We start from the raw sequence: 14,915 nt of genomic DNA, 5'->3' as shown, positions 1-14,915 counted from the left end.
TGTGCCGGCGGAAGGCGACGACGACGGCCTCCTCCTCGACCGAGAGAACCGTGGACTTCGGCTCCTTCGGCCCAGTCGGCAGGTCGGTAACAGACCCACGCGCCTTCCACTTGGCGACCGTTTTCGGGTTCACTCCATAGCGCTTGGCCAGCCCTCTCAGGCTCTCTTGACTATGCTGTATCGCTCGACGGATTGCCTCCGTCGTTGTGGCGCTGCCATGGAGAACCTGGCCCATAGTGCGTCCTTCCGCTCAGGGGAGAAGACTGCACCATCAAACCCTGGGATCAAACAGCTAGGGGAGCGGCCGGGACGGCTGTTAGCGCCACGGGTTCCCGGCGCGCCGCTGCGGCCACATATGCGGAGGGCATCTCCGCTTGCAAGGATGAAACGGAGACTCCCTCCGTTTTGATCGAGGAGGCCCGGCTTGCCGACGACGAACCTGCCCGACCGCCCGCGCCGCCCCCGGGCCGACGCCGTCCGGAACCGCGAGCGCGTGTTGGAGGCGGCGAAGGCGGTGTTCAGCGAGGGCGGCACGGAGACGGGGCTGGAGGCCGTGGCGCGGCGCGCGGGGGTCGGCATCGGCACGCTCTACCGCCACTTCCCGACCCGCGAGGCGCTGTTCGAGGCGGTCTACCGGCGGGAGGTGGAGGGGCTGACCGAGCTGGCCCGGTCCTTCGCCGCGGAGGAGCGCCCGCTGGACGGGCTGCGGCGCTGGATCGAGGCCCTGGTGGACTTCGTGGCGACGAAGAAGGGGATGATCGCGGCCCTGGCGCTCGCGGCGCACAAGCCGCCGGAGCTCATGGCCTACACGAGCGGCCGGCTGCACGAGGCGATCGCGATCCTGCTGCGCCCGGCGGCCGAGGCCGGTTTGGTGCGGCCGGATATCGGCCCGGAGGACCTCCTGCGGACGGTCATCGGCGTCTGCTACGTGCAGGAGGGGCCGGGCTGGCAAGGGCAGGCGATGCGGCTGCTGGACGTGTTCCTGGACGGGCTGCGCCGCGGTCCCTGACGGGCGCGCGGCACCGGGACGCCCCCAACGCATCCGTGACTGGAAAAACGGAGGTACCCTCCGTATAAGTAAGGGGGAGGGCGGTTCCGGGCCGCGGCCGCTCGGTTCAGGACGCCGTGGGGGCCTCGCGCGGCAGGGAGGATTCCAGCAGCTGGGTTCCGGCGCGCTCGAGCGCGGCGGCGGCCTCGGCGGTGCCGAGATAGGCGGCGGAGGAGAAGGCCCCCTCCGTCAGCATCATGAGGGAGTCGCCCAGCATGACGGGGTCGGCGGCCCCGGCCTCCTCGCAGAGCCGGCGCAGGGTGTCGCGCAGCCCGCGCTTGTGGGCGTCGGCGACCTTGCGGGCGGGGTGCTCGGGGTCCGGGAACTCCGCGATGGCGAGGCCGAGCGAGCAGCCGCGGAAGCCTGGCTTCCGCAACTCCTCCACCGCGGCCCGCAGGAAGGCGGCCGGGCGGTCGCGTGGGGGGAGGTCCGCGCCCACCGCCGCCTGGTACCAGGCGGAGGACTGCTCGCAGTCATCCCGCAGGATGCAGGCGACCAGCTCGTCCTTCGAGGGGAAGGCCCGGTAGAGGCTGATCTTCGTCGTGCCGGCGACGCGGCAGAGCTCCTCCACGCCGGTGGCACGGATGCCCTGCCGGTAGAACAGGTCCCGGGCGACCTCCCGCAGGCGCTGGGCCGCCGACCGGCGCGGCGGGGCTGCTGACGCTTCGCTCACGCTCACCTCTTCGTTCCCGTGGGTTCCTTCGCCCGGGCAGGGTAGCCCGCCCGAGGGGACTTGTAATGTGACCGACCGGTTCGTATCAATGGAACGAACCGGTCGGTATCACCCGACATTCCGGAGATTGGCCATGCCGACCCCCCTTCGCAAGGGTCTCGCCCCGCTGGCGCTCGCTCTCGCCCTTCCTCTTCTCCCCCTTCCGCTGGCCGCCCAGCCCGCCCCCCCGGCGGTGACCGTCTCGGAGCCGCTCCGGCGGAACGTGACGGAGTGGGAGGAGCACGTCGCGCGGCTGGAGCCCTCCGCCCGCGTGGAGCTGCGCCCGCGGGTTTCCGGCCAGGTGGACCGCGTGCATTTCCGCGACGGCCAGGTGGTGCGGGCGGGGCAGGTGCTCTTCACCATCGACCGCGCGCCCTTCGACATCGCGGTGGAGAGCGCCCAGGCCGAGCTGGCGCGCGCCGAGGCGAAGCTGGAGCTGGCGCGGCAGGAGATCGACCGCACCGCCTCCCTCGTGCGGGACCGCTTCGCGCCGCAGGCGCAGCTCGACACGCGCCGGGCGGCGCAGCGCGACGCCGAGGCCGGCATCGCCGACGCCCGCGCGCGGCTGCGCCAGGCGGAGCTGGAGCGGAGCTGGACGGAGGTGCGCGCACCGCAGTCCGGCCGCATCTCGGACCGGCGGGTGGACGCGGGCAACCTCGTGCAGGCCGGCGCCACTTTGCTCACCACTATCGTGGCGCTCGACCCCATCTACGCCACCTTCGACCTCAGCGAGGCCGACTACCTCCGCTTCGCCCGGCGCGGCGCGAGCGCGGAGGGGAGCGCCGCGGAGCCCGTGCGGCTGCGGCTGGCCGACGAGGCGGAGTTCGGGCGCGAGGGGCGGCTGGACTTCCTGGACACGGCGCTGGACGGCCGCTCCGGCACGATCCGCGCCCGCGCGACGGTCGCGAACCCCGATCTCTTCCTCACCCCCGGCACCTTCGCGCGGCTGCGGCTGCGCGCGGGGGAGGGGGACGTCCTTCTCGTGCCGGACGCGGCCGTCGCGGCGGACCAGGCGGCGCGGGTGGTGATGACGGTGGCGGCCGACGGCACGGTGGTGGCCAAGCCCGTGACGCTCGGCCCCGTGGTGGACGGGCTGCGGGTGGTGCGCGGCGGGCTGCTGCCGGAGGACCACGTGATCGTGGCCGGCCTGCACCTCGCGCGGCCCGGCACGCGGGTGACGGCGGAGCGGCGCCCCGCCGCGCCGCCGCGCCTGGCCGACGCGCGCTGAGGGGGCCGCCGCCATGCGCTTCGCCCAGTTCTTCATCGCGCGGCCGGTCTTCGCCTCCGTGATCTCGATTGCGATCGTGCTCATCGGCGCGATCGCGGGGTTCCGGCTGCCGATCAGCGAGTATCCCGAGATCGCGCCGCCCACCGTGACCATCGCGGCCACCTATCCCGGGGCCTCGGCCGCGGTCATCGCCGAGACCGTCGCCTCCCCCATCGAGCAGGAGATCAACGGCGTGGAGGGGATGCTCTACGTCTCCTCCCAGGCCACCGGTGACGGGCGGCTGGCCGTGAACGTCGTGTTCCGCCAGGGCGTGGACGTCGATCAGGCGCAGGTGCTCGTCCAGAACCGCATGGCGGTGGCCGAGGCGCGGCTGCCCGAGGAGGTGCGGCGCCTCGGCATCACCGTGCGCAAGGCCTCGCCGGACATCATGATGGTGATCCACCTCACCTCGCCCGACGGATCGCGCGACGAGCAATACATCTCCAACTACGCGATGCTGAACGTGAAGGACCGCATCGCGCGGCTGGACGGCGTCGGCGACGTGCAGGTCTTCGGGGCGCGCGACTACGCCATGCGGATCTGGCTCGACCCCGCGAAGGTCGCGGCCCGCGGGCTGACGCCGGGCGAGGTGCTGGACGCGCTGCGCCGCGCGAACGTGCAGGTGGCGGCCGGCGGGCTGAACCAGCCGCCGACGGGCGCCTCCAACGGGGCCTTCCAGCTCAACATCCAGGCGCTGGGGCGGCTGCGCGGCGTGGAGGAGTTCGCCGACATCGTCGTCGCCACCGGCGAGGGCGGCGCGCCGCTGCGGCTGCGCGACATCGCGCGGGTGGAGCTCGGCGCGCAGGACTACACGCTCAACGCCTATCTCGACGCCGACAAGGCGGTGGCCATCCCCGTCTTCCAGCGGCCCGGCTCCAACGCGCTGGCGACGGCGGCGGCGCTGCGGGCCACGCTCGAGGAGCTGAAGCGCGACTTCCCGCCGGGGCTCGACTACCACACGGTCTACGACACCACGCGCTTCATCGAGCAGTCGATGGAGGCGGTGGTGCACACCTTCGTCGAGGCGATCGTCCTCGTCGTGCTGGTGGTGATCCTGTTCCTGCAGTCCTGGCGGGCCTCCATCATCCCGCTGGCGGCCATCCCCGTCTCGATCATCGGGACCCTCGCCTTCATGGCGGCGCTCGGCATCTCGCTGAACAACCTCTCCATGTTCGGGCTGATCCTGGCCATCGGCATCGTGGTGGACGACGCCATCGTGGTGGTCGAGAACGTGGAGCGGCACATGGCCGACGGGCTGGACCCCGTCGCCGCCACCCGCCGCACCATGGACGAGGTGGGCTTCGCGCTGATGGCCATCGCGCTCGTGCTCTGCGCGGTCTTCGTGCCGACCGCCTTCATCGAGGGCATCGCCGGCGCCTTCTACCGGCAGTTCGCGGTGACCATCGCGGTGGCGACGCTGCTCTCGGCGCTCGTCTCGCTCACCCTCTCGCCGGCGCTGGCGGCGCTGCTGCTGCGGCCGCACGGGCACGGGCACGCGCGGGCGACGGGCTGGCGCGCCTGGCTCGCGGCGCCCTTCGGGCTGTTCTTCCGGGGCTTCAACTGGGTCTTCGACCGCCTCTCGATCGGCTACGGCGCGGTGACGCGGCGGCTGGTGCGGCTCTCGGCCGTGCTGCTCATCCTCTACGCGGGGCTGCTCGCCTTCACGGGCTACACGGTGGGCCGGACGCCGACCGGGCTGATCCCGCCGCTCGACCGCGGCTACCTCATCGCGGCCTTCCAGCTTCCGCCGGGCGCGGCGCTGTCGCGCACCGACGCGGTGGTGCGCCAGGCGGCGCGGGACGTGCTGGAGGTGCCCGGCGTGGCGCACGCGGTGGCCTTCACGGGCTTCGACGGCGCCACCTTCACCAACGCGCCCAATTCGGGCGTCATCTTCGTGACCCTGAAGTCCTTCGAGGAGCGCGAGGCAGAGCACCTGACCTTCCCGGGCATCACCGGGGCGGTCCAGGCGCGGCTGATGCAGCAAAGGGAGGCGCTCGCCCTCGTCATCCCGCCGCCCTCGGTCCCCGGCATCGGCACCGGCGGCGGCTTCAAGCTCTACATCCAGGACCGCGGGGACCGCGGCCCGCGGGCGCTGGAGGAGGTGACGAACCGCGTGGTGGCGGCGGCCAACGCGCGGCCCGAGATCGGCATGGCCTTCACCCTGTTCAACACCAAGACGCCGACGCTGCGGGCCGAGGTGGACCGGAGCAAGGCGGAGATGCTGGGCGTGCCGCTGTCCCGCGTCTCGGAGGCGCTGTCGGTCTATCTCGGCTCGGCCTTCGTGAACGACTTCAACATCCTCGGCCGCACCTTCCGGGTGACGGCCCAGGCGGAGGAGGCGCAGCGCCTGACCCCGCGCGACGTGGCCCTGCTGCGCACGCGCAACCAGGACGGCGCGATGGTGCCGATCGGGGCGCTCGCGACGCTGGAGCTGGACAGCGCGGCCTACCGCGTGCCGCGCTACAACCTCTACCCCGCGGCGGAGGTGCAGGGCGCGGGCAAGCCCGGCGTCTCGACCGGGCAGGCGATCGCGGCGATGGAGCGGATGCTGCGGGAGGAGCTGCCGCCGGGCTTCGGCTACGAGTGGACGGAGATCGCCCTGCAGGAGACGGCGCAGGGCAACACGGCGCCCATCGCCTTCGGGCTCGCGGTCGTCTTCGTCATCCTGCTGCTGGCGGCGCTCTACGAAAGCTGGCTGCTACCGCTGGCCGTTGTGCTGATCGCGCCGATGTCGGTGCTGGCCGCCCTCACCGGCGTGGTGTGGCGGGGGCTCGACAACAACGTGCTCGTGCAGGTGGGGCTGGTGGTGCTGATCGGCCTGGCGGCGAAGAACGCGATCCTGATCGTGGAGTTCGCCCGCCACGCGGAGGCGGAGGGGATGACGCGGTGGCAGGCCGCCGAGGCCGCCGCGCGCACCCGGCTGCGGCCGATCCTGATGACGTCGCTGGCCTTCATCCTCGGCGTGCTGCCGCTGGCGGTCGCGACGGGGGCGGGGGCGGAGATGCGGCAGAGCCTCGGCACGGCCGTCTTCGCGGGCATGCTGGGGGTGACGCTCTTCGGCCTGCTGTTCACGCCGGTCTTCTACGTCGTGGCGCGCGCCCTGGCGCGCCGCGAGCGGGCGGGGGCGGGGGTGCCGAGGCCGGCCGGGACGTGACGGGGGGCGCGGCGGGCCCGGCTAGCCGATGATCCGCCGGTCCACCTGGCGCAGGACGGCGCAGAGGCGGGAGAAGACGAGCCAGAAGGCCCCGTGGCCGACGGCCTCGTCCGGCGAGCCGCCGTGCCCCCGGGGCTCGCCGCGCCGGATGGTGGGGAGGCGGGCCTCGAAGCGCCCGCGCATGTTCTCGAGGAAGGCGCCGGTGGCGCTGAGATACTGCTCGAGCGTCTCGGCGGCGATCTCGGCCTCCAGCCGCGGGTTCCCGGCGACGCTGAAGCGCTTCAGCTCCCGCGTGTCCTGGGCGAGGGCGAGGTGGAGCTTGTGCAGCTCCGCCAGGTGGCGGGCGATGCGCAGGCGCGCTTCCCGCGCGTCGTCGCCGGCTGAACTGGTCGCGGTGCCCGTTGGAGCCATGCCGGGGTCCTCCCTTCGCCTAGGCTGGGCCGGACGGGTTTAAGGGCGGTTAAGGCGGCCGCGGCGGCGCGCCGGGTGGGCGATCGCGGGGACGGTCCTCAGCCGACGGCCGCGAGGGCGAGCCTTAGCTCCCGCGACCGGGCCAGCAGCGGCGCCTTCGCGCGCTCGATGATCTCGGCCCGGCTGGTGCGCATCGCGGGCGCGGCGACGCTGATGGCGGCGACCGCCTGGCCCTCCTGGTCGAGGACGGGCGCGGCGAGCACGCGCAACCCGTTCACGCTGGCCCAGTCCGTCAGGGCGACGCCCTCCTCCCGCACGAGGGCGAGCCGTTCGCGCAGCTCCTCCGCCGTGCCCGGCACGTCGGGGCCCGTCCGCTCGAAGCGGCTGGCGCGCAGGACGGCGTCGAGGGCCGGCTCCGGCAGGTAGGCCAGGAGCGCCTGGCCAATGGCCGAGGCGACGGCGGGGATGCGCGACCCCACCCGGATGTCCACGCCTATCCGGACAAGGCCGGCCTGGACGCGCTCGACATAGACGATGTCCGCCTCGTCGAGCACGCCGAGGCTCGCCGCCTCGTTCACCTCGCCCACCAAGCCCTTCAGGACGGGTCGCGCCAGGTCGCGCAGGTCGCGGCGCGCGATGGCGTTGAAGCCGAGCTCGAGCGGCTTCAGCGTGAGGCGGTAGCGCCGCGTCCCCGGCACCGGGGCGACGTAGCCGAGGGAGAGAAGCGTGTTCAGCAGCCGGAAGGTCGTGCCGGCGTCCAGGCCGGCCTGGCGGGCGACCTCGTGCTGGAGCAGTTCCGGCTCCTCGGCGGTGAAGGCCTCAAGGACGCGGAAGCCCTTCGCGAGGGAGTGGACGAGGTTCTTGTCCTTCGCCCCGGCCAGGTCGGTGTCGTCCGGGTTCTTCGGCATGCGAAACTTCCTTCGCAATTTGGTTGACGGCGGTCGGCGCGCTTCGCTAGACCGGCAGCGCGACATGCGGATTTATCTTCGCATTCCGAAGAACAATCAAGAGCCAAGGAGGACGCGCCGCTCATGCCCCTCGACAATCCCCCCGCGGGCGGGCGCCCCCGGCTCCGCATCGCGGTCGACATCGGTGGCACCTTCACCGACCTCGCCGCCTTCGATGAGGCGGCGGGCGAGCTGAGCTTCGGCAAGGCGCTCACCACCCACGGCAAGCTCGTGGACGGCATCCAGGACACGGTCGACATCGCCGGCGCCTCCTTCGCCGACGCGCACCTGTTCCTGCACGGCTCCACCATCGCCATCAACACGCTGCTCGAGCGAACGGGGGCCAGGACGATCCTCCTCGTCACCGAGGGGTTCCGCGACATCTACGAGATCGGCCGCGTGAACCGGCCGGACGCCTACAACCTCTTTTTCAAGAAACACGTCCCCCTCGTGGACCGCGCCTCCCGCTTCGAGGTGCATGAGCGGCTGCTGGCGAGCGGCGCGGTGCACAAGCCGCTCGACGAGGAAAACCTCCGCTCCGTCCTGCGGTCCCTGGAGCCGGGGAAGGTGGAGGCGGTCGCGATCCTGCTTCTCCACTCCTACCGCAACCCCGCGCACGAGGTGCGCGTGAAGCAGATCGTGGGCGAGGAGCTGCCCGGCGCCTTCGTGACCGCCTCCCACGAGCTGAGCCAGGAGTACCGCGAGTTCGAGCGGGTCTCGACGGTGGCCGCCAACGCCTATGTCGGCCCGCGGGTGGCCACCTATCTCGGCGAGCTCACGGACCACCTGGCCGCGCACGACTTCGGCGGCGCCTTCTTCGTCGTCCAGTCCACCGGCGGCCTCTTCCCCGTGGAGCACGCGCGGCGCGATTGCGTGCGGATGCTGGAGTCCGGTCCCGCCGCCGGGGTGATCGGCACCCAGGCGATCTGCGAGGGCCTGGGCCTGAAGGATGCCATCGCCTTCGACATGGGCGGCACCACGGCCAAGGCCGGCGTGATCCACGGCGGCAAGCCGCTGACGACCGGCTCCGCCCTTCTCGGCGGCTACGACCAGGCGCTGCCGATCCAGATCCCGATGACCGACATCTTCGAGGTCGGCACGGGCGGCGGCTCCATCGCGCGGCTGGAGCAGGGCAACGCGCTGCGCGTCGGGCCGCAGAGCGCGGGCTCGTCGCCCGGGCCGGTCTGCTACGGCCGCGGCGGCACCGAGCCGACGGTGACCGACGCCAACCTCCTCCTCGGCCGGCTCGACCCGGAGCACTTCCTGGGCGGCACCATGGCGCTCGACCTCGCGGGCGCCGAGCGGGCGATGCGGGAGAGGATTGCGGGGCCACTCGGAATGGACGTCCTGGCCGCGGCCGACGGCATCCTCCGCATCGCCGTCACCACCATGTCCTACGCCGTGAAGGCGGTGACGACCGAGCGGGGCCTCGACGTCGGCGGCTTCGTCATGGCGGTCTACGGCGGCGCGGGGCCGCTGCACGCCTCGGCCATCGCGCGGGAGATCGGGATCCGCCGGGTGATGATCCCCTACGCGCCTGGCTACTTCTCGGCCTACGGGATGCTCTTCTCCGACCTGCGCTACGACTACGTCCGCTCCTGCTTCCGCCGCCTCGCGACCGCCGATTTCGCGGAGATCGAGGCGCTCTACGCGGGGATGGAGGACGAGGGCCGGGCGGCCATCGAGGGCTCCGCGGTGCGCCCCGAGCGGATCGAGATCGAGCGCGCCGCCGACATGCGCTACGTCGGCCAGGAGCACGCGGTGACCGTGGAGCTGCCGCGGGAGCTCTTCGAGCGCGGCGACCGCGAAGCGATCAAGCGCCACTTCGACGCCCAGCACGAGGTCCGCTACGGCACGAGCGCCCCGGGCGAGCCGGCGGAGCTCGTCTCGCTCCGCGCCACCGTCTCCGGCGTCATGCGCAAGCCGCCGCGCCACTCCGTCCCGGCCGGCGGGCCCGAGCCCGAGGCGGGGGCGCTGGTGCGGCGCAAGAGGGCCTATTTCGGCGGCCTCATGGACACGCCCGTCTACGCCCGCGACCGCCTGAAGGCGGGGAACCGCATCGCCGGCCCCGCCCTGATCGAGGAGCACGCCTCGACCACTGTCCTACAGCCCGGCGACGCCCTCGAGGTGGACGCGGCGGGCAACCTCCTCATCGCCATCGGGAGCGCCGCGTGATGAACGAAATGGCCACCCCCACCCCCGCGAAGGTGGACGCCGTCACCGTCGAGATCGTCCGCCGCGGCCTCATCGCCGTGACGGAGGAGATGAAGACGAACCTGATGAGAACGGCCTACAACCTCATCATCTACGAGGCGCTGGACTTCACCGTCGGGCTCTTCACGAAGGAGGGCGACACGGTCTCGATCGGGCTCGGCCTGCCGATGTTCATCCGGGGCATGTCGGAGACGGTGAAGGCGAAGATCCGGCACTTCGGCTACGAGAACATCCACGAGGGCGACATCCTCGTGACCAACGACGCCTACACCACGGGAAGCCACCTCAACCACTTCACCTTCACCATGCCGATCTTCTATGGGGGCGAGCTGATCGGCTTCACCTGCTGCATGGCGCACTGGCTGGACGTGGGCGGCACGCTCGGCACGGTGACGACCGACATCTTCTCCGAGGGGATCCAGATCCCCATCGTGAAGTATCGCCGGCGCGGCGAGGTGAACCAGGACCTCATCGACATCATCGCGATGAACGTCCGCCTCTCCGAGAAGGCGATGGGGGACCTGCGCGCCCAGATCGTCGCGATCACCACGGGCGAGCGGCGCTACCTCGAGCTCGTCACCCGCTACGGCTGGGGCGCGGTGCGGGGCGCGATCGACGTCATCATGGACCAGTCCGAGGCGCTCGCCCGGGCCAACACGCGGAACATCCCGGACGGGGTCTACGAGGCGGAGAGCTTCATGGACGACGACGGGCTGGAGGTGGGCGAGCCCGTGCCGATCCGCGTGCGCGTGGAGAAGCGCGGCGAGGAGGTGACGATCGACCTGTCGGACGTCGCGAAGCAGGTCCGCGGCTTCTACAACTCCGGCGTGACCACCGGCATCGCCTGCGCGCAGGTCGCCTTCAAGTGCCTGGCCACGCCGACCGACTACCCCGTGAACGAGGGCTCCTTCCGGAACCTCAAGGTGATCATGCCCATGGGCACGGTCGTCTCGGCCGAGCGGCCGGCGCCGATGCGGGTCTGGATGACCTACCCGATGACGGTCATCGACACGATCTTCAAGGCGATGGCGAAGGCCATCCCGGACCGGGTGGCCTCCGGCCACCACGCCGATCTCGTCTTCCCCAACATCCACGGCATCAACCCGGCCGACGGCAAGTTCTACATCGTCGGCATCGGCCCGCTCGGCGGGGGATGGGGCGCGAAGGCGACGGAGGATGGGGTTTCCGCGACCGTCTGCATCAACGACGGCGACACGCACAACTCGCCGACCGAACAGCTTGAGGCGAAGTACCCCGTCCTCGTCGAGCGCTACGCGCTGCGCGAGGACAGCGGCGGCGCCGGGCGCTTCCGCGGCGGGCTGGGCTGCGAGCAGGTGGTGCAGGCCCTCGCACCCTTCCAGCTCACGACGCGCATCGACCGCGTGCACTGCAAGCCCTGGGGGCTGGACGGCGGGCAGGACGCGGCCGGCAACGGCATCGGCCTTCGCCGGAACGGGACCTGGGAGACGGACTTCGCCAACGCGAAGGTCTTCAACGTGCGCCTGAAGGCCGGCGACGCCTACATGATGCGCTCGGGCGGCGGCGGCGGCTTCGGCGTGCCGGTCGCGCGCGATCCCGCCCGCGTCGCCCGGGACGTGCGGCAGGGCTATGTGTCGCGGGCCGTCGCGCTCTCCACCTACCGCGTCGTGCTGGACGCGGCGGGCGGGGTGGACGAGGCGGCGACGCGGGCCCTCCGCGCGCGGACCGACATCGCAGCCCCGGGCCCGGCGGGGGCGGCCGACGAGGCCGGCCCGCAGCTCGAGGTCAGCCCGGGCTGAGGGGAGCGGCCGTGACCGAGGCGTCGACGGAACTGGTGGAGAGGGTGTCGCGCCTGGCCGCCCTCTGGCGCGCGGTCACCTCGCGGCCGCTGCACCCGGCCGGCTGCACCTGCATGGGCCACTTCCTCATCCCCGCGATGAGCCCCGCGGACATGGAGGCGGACATCCTCGACTACATGCGCGGCCGCTACGCGGCGGAAGGAATCGCGCCCCTCGTCGCCCTGCTCGACGCGCGGGAGGCCGAGCGCGAGGCGACGGAGATCCGCGCTCCGGCCTTCCGCCCCTGGCTGCTGCGGCTGCCGGCGGCGGGCCTGGACGCCGCGTCGCTCGACCGCTTCCTTGCCGACCTCACCGCGACGCTCGAATCCTTCGAGCCGACGGGATCGCCGCCCGGCGGCCTGATCTGCACCTGAACGCGCAACCGGAAGGACATGCCATGCGCCTCGTCACCTTTCTCCATCAGGGCCGCCCCGCCTGCGGCCTGGTCCAGGGCGACGCCATCCTCGTCGCCCCGTCCTCCCCCTACGCGGACCTGAGGGCGGTGATCGAGGCCGACGCGGTCGCCGAATTCGCCCGCCTCTGCGAGGGCTCCGGCGAGCGGGTGCCGCTGGAGGGCACGACGCTGCTGCCCGTTATCCCCAACCCCGGCAAGATCCTCTGCGTCGGCCTCAACTACGAGACGCACCGGCGCGAGACGGGGCGCGACGTCGTCGAGAACCCGACGATCTTCACGCGCTTCGCCGACAGCCAGGCCGCGCACGGCCAGCCGCTGCTGCGCCCGCGCGTCTCCACCGACTTCGACTTCGAGGGCGAGCTTGCCGTGGTCATCGGCAAGGGCGGGCGCTACATCGCGCGCGACCGGGCGATGGAGCACGTCGCGGGGTATTCCTGCTACAACGACGGCTCCGTCCGCGACTGGCAGCGCCACACCCACCAGTTCACGCCCGGGAAGAACTTCCCGCAGACCGGGGCCTTCGGTCCCTTCCTCGTCACGGCCGACGAGGTGACGGATCTCGATCCGCTGCGCCTGACGACGCGCGTCAACGGGCAGGTCGTCCAGGACACGACGCTCGACCACATGATCTTCGACGTGCCGCGGATCATCGAGTACTGCTCCTCCTTCACGCCGCTGAACCCCGGCGACGTGATCGCGACGGGCACGCCCGGCGGCGTCGGCGCGAAGCGGCAGCCTCCGCTCTGGCTGAAGCCCGGCGACAGCGTCGAGGTCGAGATCACCGGCATCGGGTTGCTGCGGAACGGGATCGCCGACGAGGCGGCCTGACGGGCGCGCCGCGAGCAAGCAAGAAACGGGGAGGGTAGGATGCTCAGAAGGGCACTCGTCGGCGGCGTCGCCGCGGCCGGCCTGGTCGCGGGCCGGGAGGGACGGGCCCAGCCGGCGCCCTACCCCGGCCGCCCCGTGCGGATCATCGTTCCCTTCGCGCCGGGCGGCGGCGTGGACGCCGTCGGCCGCACCGTCGCGCAGCGCCTGTCCGAGCGGATCGGCGTGCCCGTGGTGGTCGAGAACCGGGCGGGCGGCAGCGGCACCATCGGGGGGCAGGCGGTGCAGGCGGCGGCGCCGGACGGCTACACGCTTCTCTTCAGCGCCTCCACCCATGTCATGGCGCGGCAGGTGCTGCGGCGTCCGCCCTACGACCCGCTGACCGACTTCGCACCGGTCGCACAGATCGGCGCGGCCCCGCTCCTTCTTGTTCTCTCGCCAAATCGGCCACAGTCGAACATCACCGAAATTGTCGTGGAGGCCCGCCGCAATCCGGACCGCTGGGCGTTTGGGGCCTCCGCGCTCGGCTCTGCTGGCCATCTCGCGACGATCCTCTTCCTGAAGCTTGCCGGGCTCGATCTCGTCATTGCGCCATATCGGGGCACCGCACCGGCCCTGACGGACGTCGCAGCTGGCAACGTGCAGCTGATGATTGACCCGGTCCTCGCCCTCCTGCCTCTCGTCCAGAGCGGCGGCGTGAAGGGTGTCGCGATCACCTCCGCACATCGTAGTCCCCTGGCGCCCTCCATCCCGACCTCCGCCGAGGCGGGGATGCCAGGGCTTGAGTTCGCCTCCTGGTACGGGCTCTGGGCCCCAAAGAATATCCCAGCGCCGATCGTCACCACGCTGAACGGCCACCTTGCCGAGATCATGCGCGAACCGGCGACGGTGGAGCGGTTCGCGGCGCTCGGCCTCGAGCCCGTCTTCGCCGCCTCGGACGACTTCCAGCGCTTCATCGCGGCCGACGTGGCCCGCAACGCGGAGCTCCTGCGGAGCGCCAACTTCCAGCCGGAGTAGGGGTGCCGGCCGGCCGGCCGGGCTGGGCGCCGGGCCGCGGTGGCGCGGGCGGGCCGGTGGCTGTAGCGTGGTGCCCCACCGGAAGAGGCCGGGCGGAGGAGACCGAGATGCACCGTCGAGCCCTCCTTGCCGCCGCCGGCGCGCTCGCCGCGCCGCGGATCGCGCGCGCGCAGGCGGGCTATCCCGACCGGCCGATCCGCCTCATCGCGCCGTTCCCGCCCGGCGGGGGCACCGACATGATCTCGCGCGAGATCGGCACGCGGGTGGCGGCCGCGGCCGGCTGGACCGTCGTGGTGGAGAACCGCCCGGGCGCGGGCGGCAACATCGGCCTCGACGCCGTCGCGAAGGCGGCGCCGGACGGCTACACCATCGGCATGGGGCAGACGGCGAACCTGGCCATCAACCCCGCCCTCTACCGCAGCATGCCCTACGACGCGCTGCGCGACTTCACGCCGATCGGGCTAGTTGCGCAGCAGCCCAACATCATCGTCGTCGCGAAGCAGTCCCCGGTGCGGAACCTGCCCGACCTGATCGCGGCGGCGCGGGCGCGCCCGGGTCAGCTTTCGGCGGGGCATCCGGGCAACGGCACGGTCGGCCATCTCTCCGGCGAGGTGCTGAACCGGCAGGCGGGCGTCCAGATCCTCCAGGTTCCCTATCGGGGCGCCGGCAACGTCGTCACCGACCTCCTGGCCGGGCGGCTCGACGTGTACTCGGCCAATCCGCTCTCGGTGAAGGGCGTGCTGGAGTCCGGCGACGTCCGGGCCATCGCCGTGACATCGGCGGCGCGTGCCCGCGCCTTCCCGGACGTGCCGACGGTGGCCGAGCAGGGCTTCCCCGGCTTCGAGGCGATGAACTGGACGGGCCTGGTGGCGCCGGCCGGGCTGCCGGAGGCGGTCCTGGCGCGGTGGAGCGGGGAGATGCGCCGCAGCCTCTCCGGTCCCGACATGGCCGCGCGCCTCGCGGCGGAGGGCAGCGAGCCCGTCGGATCCACACCGGCCGAGTTCCAGGCGACGCTCGCGGCGGAGATCGCGAAATGGGGGCAGGTCGTCCGCGAGGGTCAGTTCAGGCTCGATTGACGCGCGCGGCGC

At 72.3% G+C, this 14,915-nt stretch carries 12 protein-coding genes and 1 pseudogene; 9 read left to right on the top strand and 4 right to left on the bottom strand.

The window, feature by feature from the left end; all coding sequences use genetic code 11:
- A pseudogene (locus EAH89_RS27120) lies at positions 1–235 on the bottom strand (IS481 family transposase); the annotation flags it as partial.
- A 189-nt stretch (positions 236–424) separates the two neighbouring features.
- On the opposite strand from EAH89_RS27120, the gene EAH89_RS27115 reads away from it, so the two are divergent.
- Positions 425–1,009 (top strand): TetR/AcrR family transcriptional regulator, encoded by a 585-nt coding sequence (locus tag EAH89_RS27115; protein WP_140886823.1) that lies wholly within the window; start codon positions 425–427, stop codon positions 1,007–1,009.
- Positions 1,010–1,115: 106 nt separating this feature from the next.
- Here EAH89_RS27115 and EAH89_RS27110 read toward each other — a convergent pair whose 3' ends face one another.
- On the bottom strand, positions 1,116–1,721 hold the full coding sequence (locus tag EAH89_RS27110) for a TetR/AcrR family transcriptional regulator (protein WP_241667237.1): 606 nt from the start codon (positions 1,719–1,721) through the stop codon (positions 1,116–1,118).
- 133 nt (positions 1,722–1,854) lie between these two features.
- Here EAH89_RS27110 and EAH89_RS27105 point away from each other — a divergent pair, with 133 nt between their 5' ends.
- Positions 1,855–2,988: an efflux RND transporter periplasmic adaptor subunit gene (locus EAH89_RS27105; RefSeq protein ID WP_140886821.1), complete on the top strand. Its 1,134-nt coding sequence runs from the start codon at positions 1,855–1,857 to the stop codon at positions 2,986–2,988.
- Between the two features lie 13 nt (positions 2,989–3,001).
- A complete protein-coding gene (locus EAH89_RS27100) occupies positions 3,002–6,181 on the top strand; it encodes an efflux RND transporter permease subunit (protein ID WP_140886820.1) in 3,180 nt (1,059 codons plus the stop codon).
- A 21-nt stretch (positions 6,182–6,202) separates the two neighbouring features.
- On the opposite strand, the gene EAH89_RS27095 is transcribed toward EAH89_RS27100, so the two are convergent.
- Together EAH89_RS27095 and EAH89_RS27090 are read right to left on the bottom strand one after the other, a co-directional pair.
- Positions 6,203–6,592, bottom strand: coding sequence for a hypothetical protein (locus tag EAH89_RS27095; protein ID WP_140886819.1), 390 nt, complete (start codon positions 6,590–6,592; stop codon positions 6,203–6,205).
- A 98-nt stretch (positions 6,593–6,690) separates the two neighbouring features.
- The gene (locus tag EAH89_RS27090; protein ID WP_140886818.1) at positions 6,691–7,500 is read right to left on the bottom strand and encodes an IclR family transcriptional regulator; all 810 of its coding nucleotides are present in this window, start codon (positions 7,498–7,500) and stop codon (positions 6,691–6,693) included.
- A gap of 123 nt (positions 7,501–7,623) precedes the next feature.
- Between EAH89_RS27090 and EAH89_RS27085 the strand changes: the two genes are divergently transcribed.
- The 6 genes from EAH89_RS27085 (at position 7,624) to EAH89_RS27060 (ending at position 14,903) form a co-directional block, all read left to right on the top strand.
- On the top strand, positions 7,624–9,714 hold the full coding sequence (locus EAH89_RS27085) for a hydantoinase/oxoprolinase family protein (RefSeq protein WP_140886817.1): 2,091 nt from the start codon (positions 7,624–7,626) through the stop codon (positions 9,712–9,714).
- A complete protein-coding gene (locus EAH89_RS27080) occupies positions 9,714–11,531 on the top strand; it encodes a hydantoinase B/oxoprolinase family protein (protein ID WP_206667694.1) in 1,818 nt (605 codons plus the stop codon). Before EAH89_RS27085 ends, EAH89_RS27080 begins: the two co-directional genes overlap by 1 nt.
- Before the next feature lie 11 nt (positions 11,532–11,542).
- Complete coding sequence (locus tag EAH89_RS27075) at positions 11,543–11,944, top strand: hypothetical protein (protein ID WP_140886816.1); 402 nt, start codon at positions 11,543–11,545, stop codon at positions 11,942–11,944.
- 23 nt (positions 11,945–11,967) lie between these two features.
- The gene (locus tag EAH89_RS27070; protein ID WP_140886815.1) at positions 11,968–12,813 is read left to right on the top strand and encodes a fumarylacetoacetate hydrolase family protein; all 846 of its coding nucleotides are present in this window, start codon (positions 11,968–11,970) and stop codon (positions 12,811–12,813) included.
- 39 nt (positions 12,814–12,852) lie between these two features.
- Positions 12,853–13,827, top strand: a complete 975-nt coding sequence (locus EAH89_RS27065) for a Bug family tripartite tricarboxylate transporter substrate binding protein (RefSeq protein ID WP_140886814.1) — start codon at positions 12,853–12,855, stop codon at positions 13,825–13,827.
- 107 nt (positions 13,828–13,934) lie between these two features.
- Positions 13,935–14,903, top strand: a complete 969-nt coding sequence (locus EAH89_RS27060) for a Bug family tripartite tricarboxylate transporter substrate binding protein (RefSeq protein ID WP_140886813.1) — start codon at positions 13,935–13,937, stop codon at positions 14,901–14,903.
- The last annotated feature ends 12 nt before the right edge of the window (positions 14,904–14,915 follow it).

Origin of the sequence: Muricoccus nepalensis, assembly GCF_006438825.1 — a bacterium.
Taxonomy (GTDB): domain Bacteria; phylum Pseudomonadota; class Alphaproteobacteria; order Acetobacterales; family Acetobacteraceae; genus Roseomonas; species Roseomonas nepalensis.
This window is presented reverse-complemented; position numbering and strand designations above follow the sequence as displayed.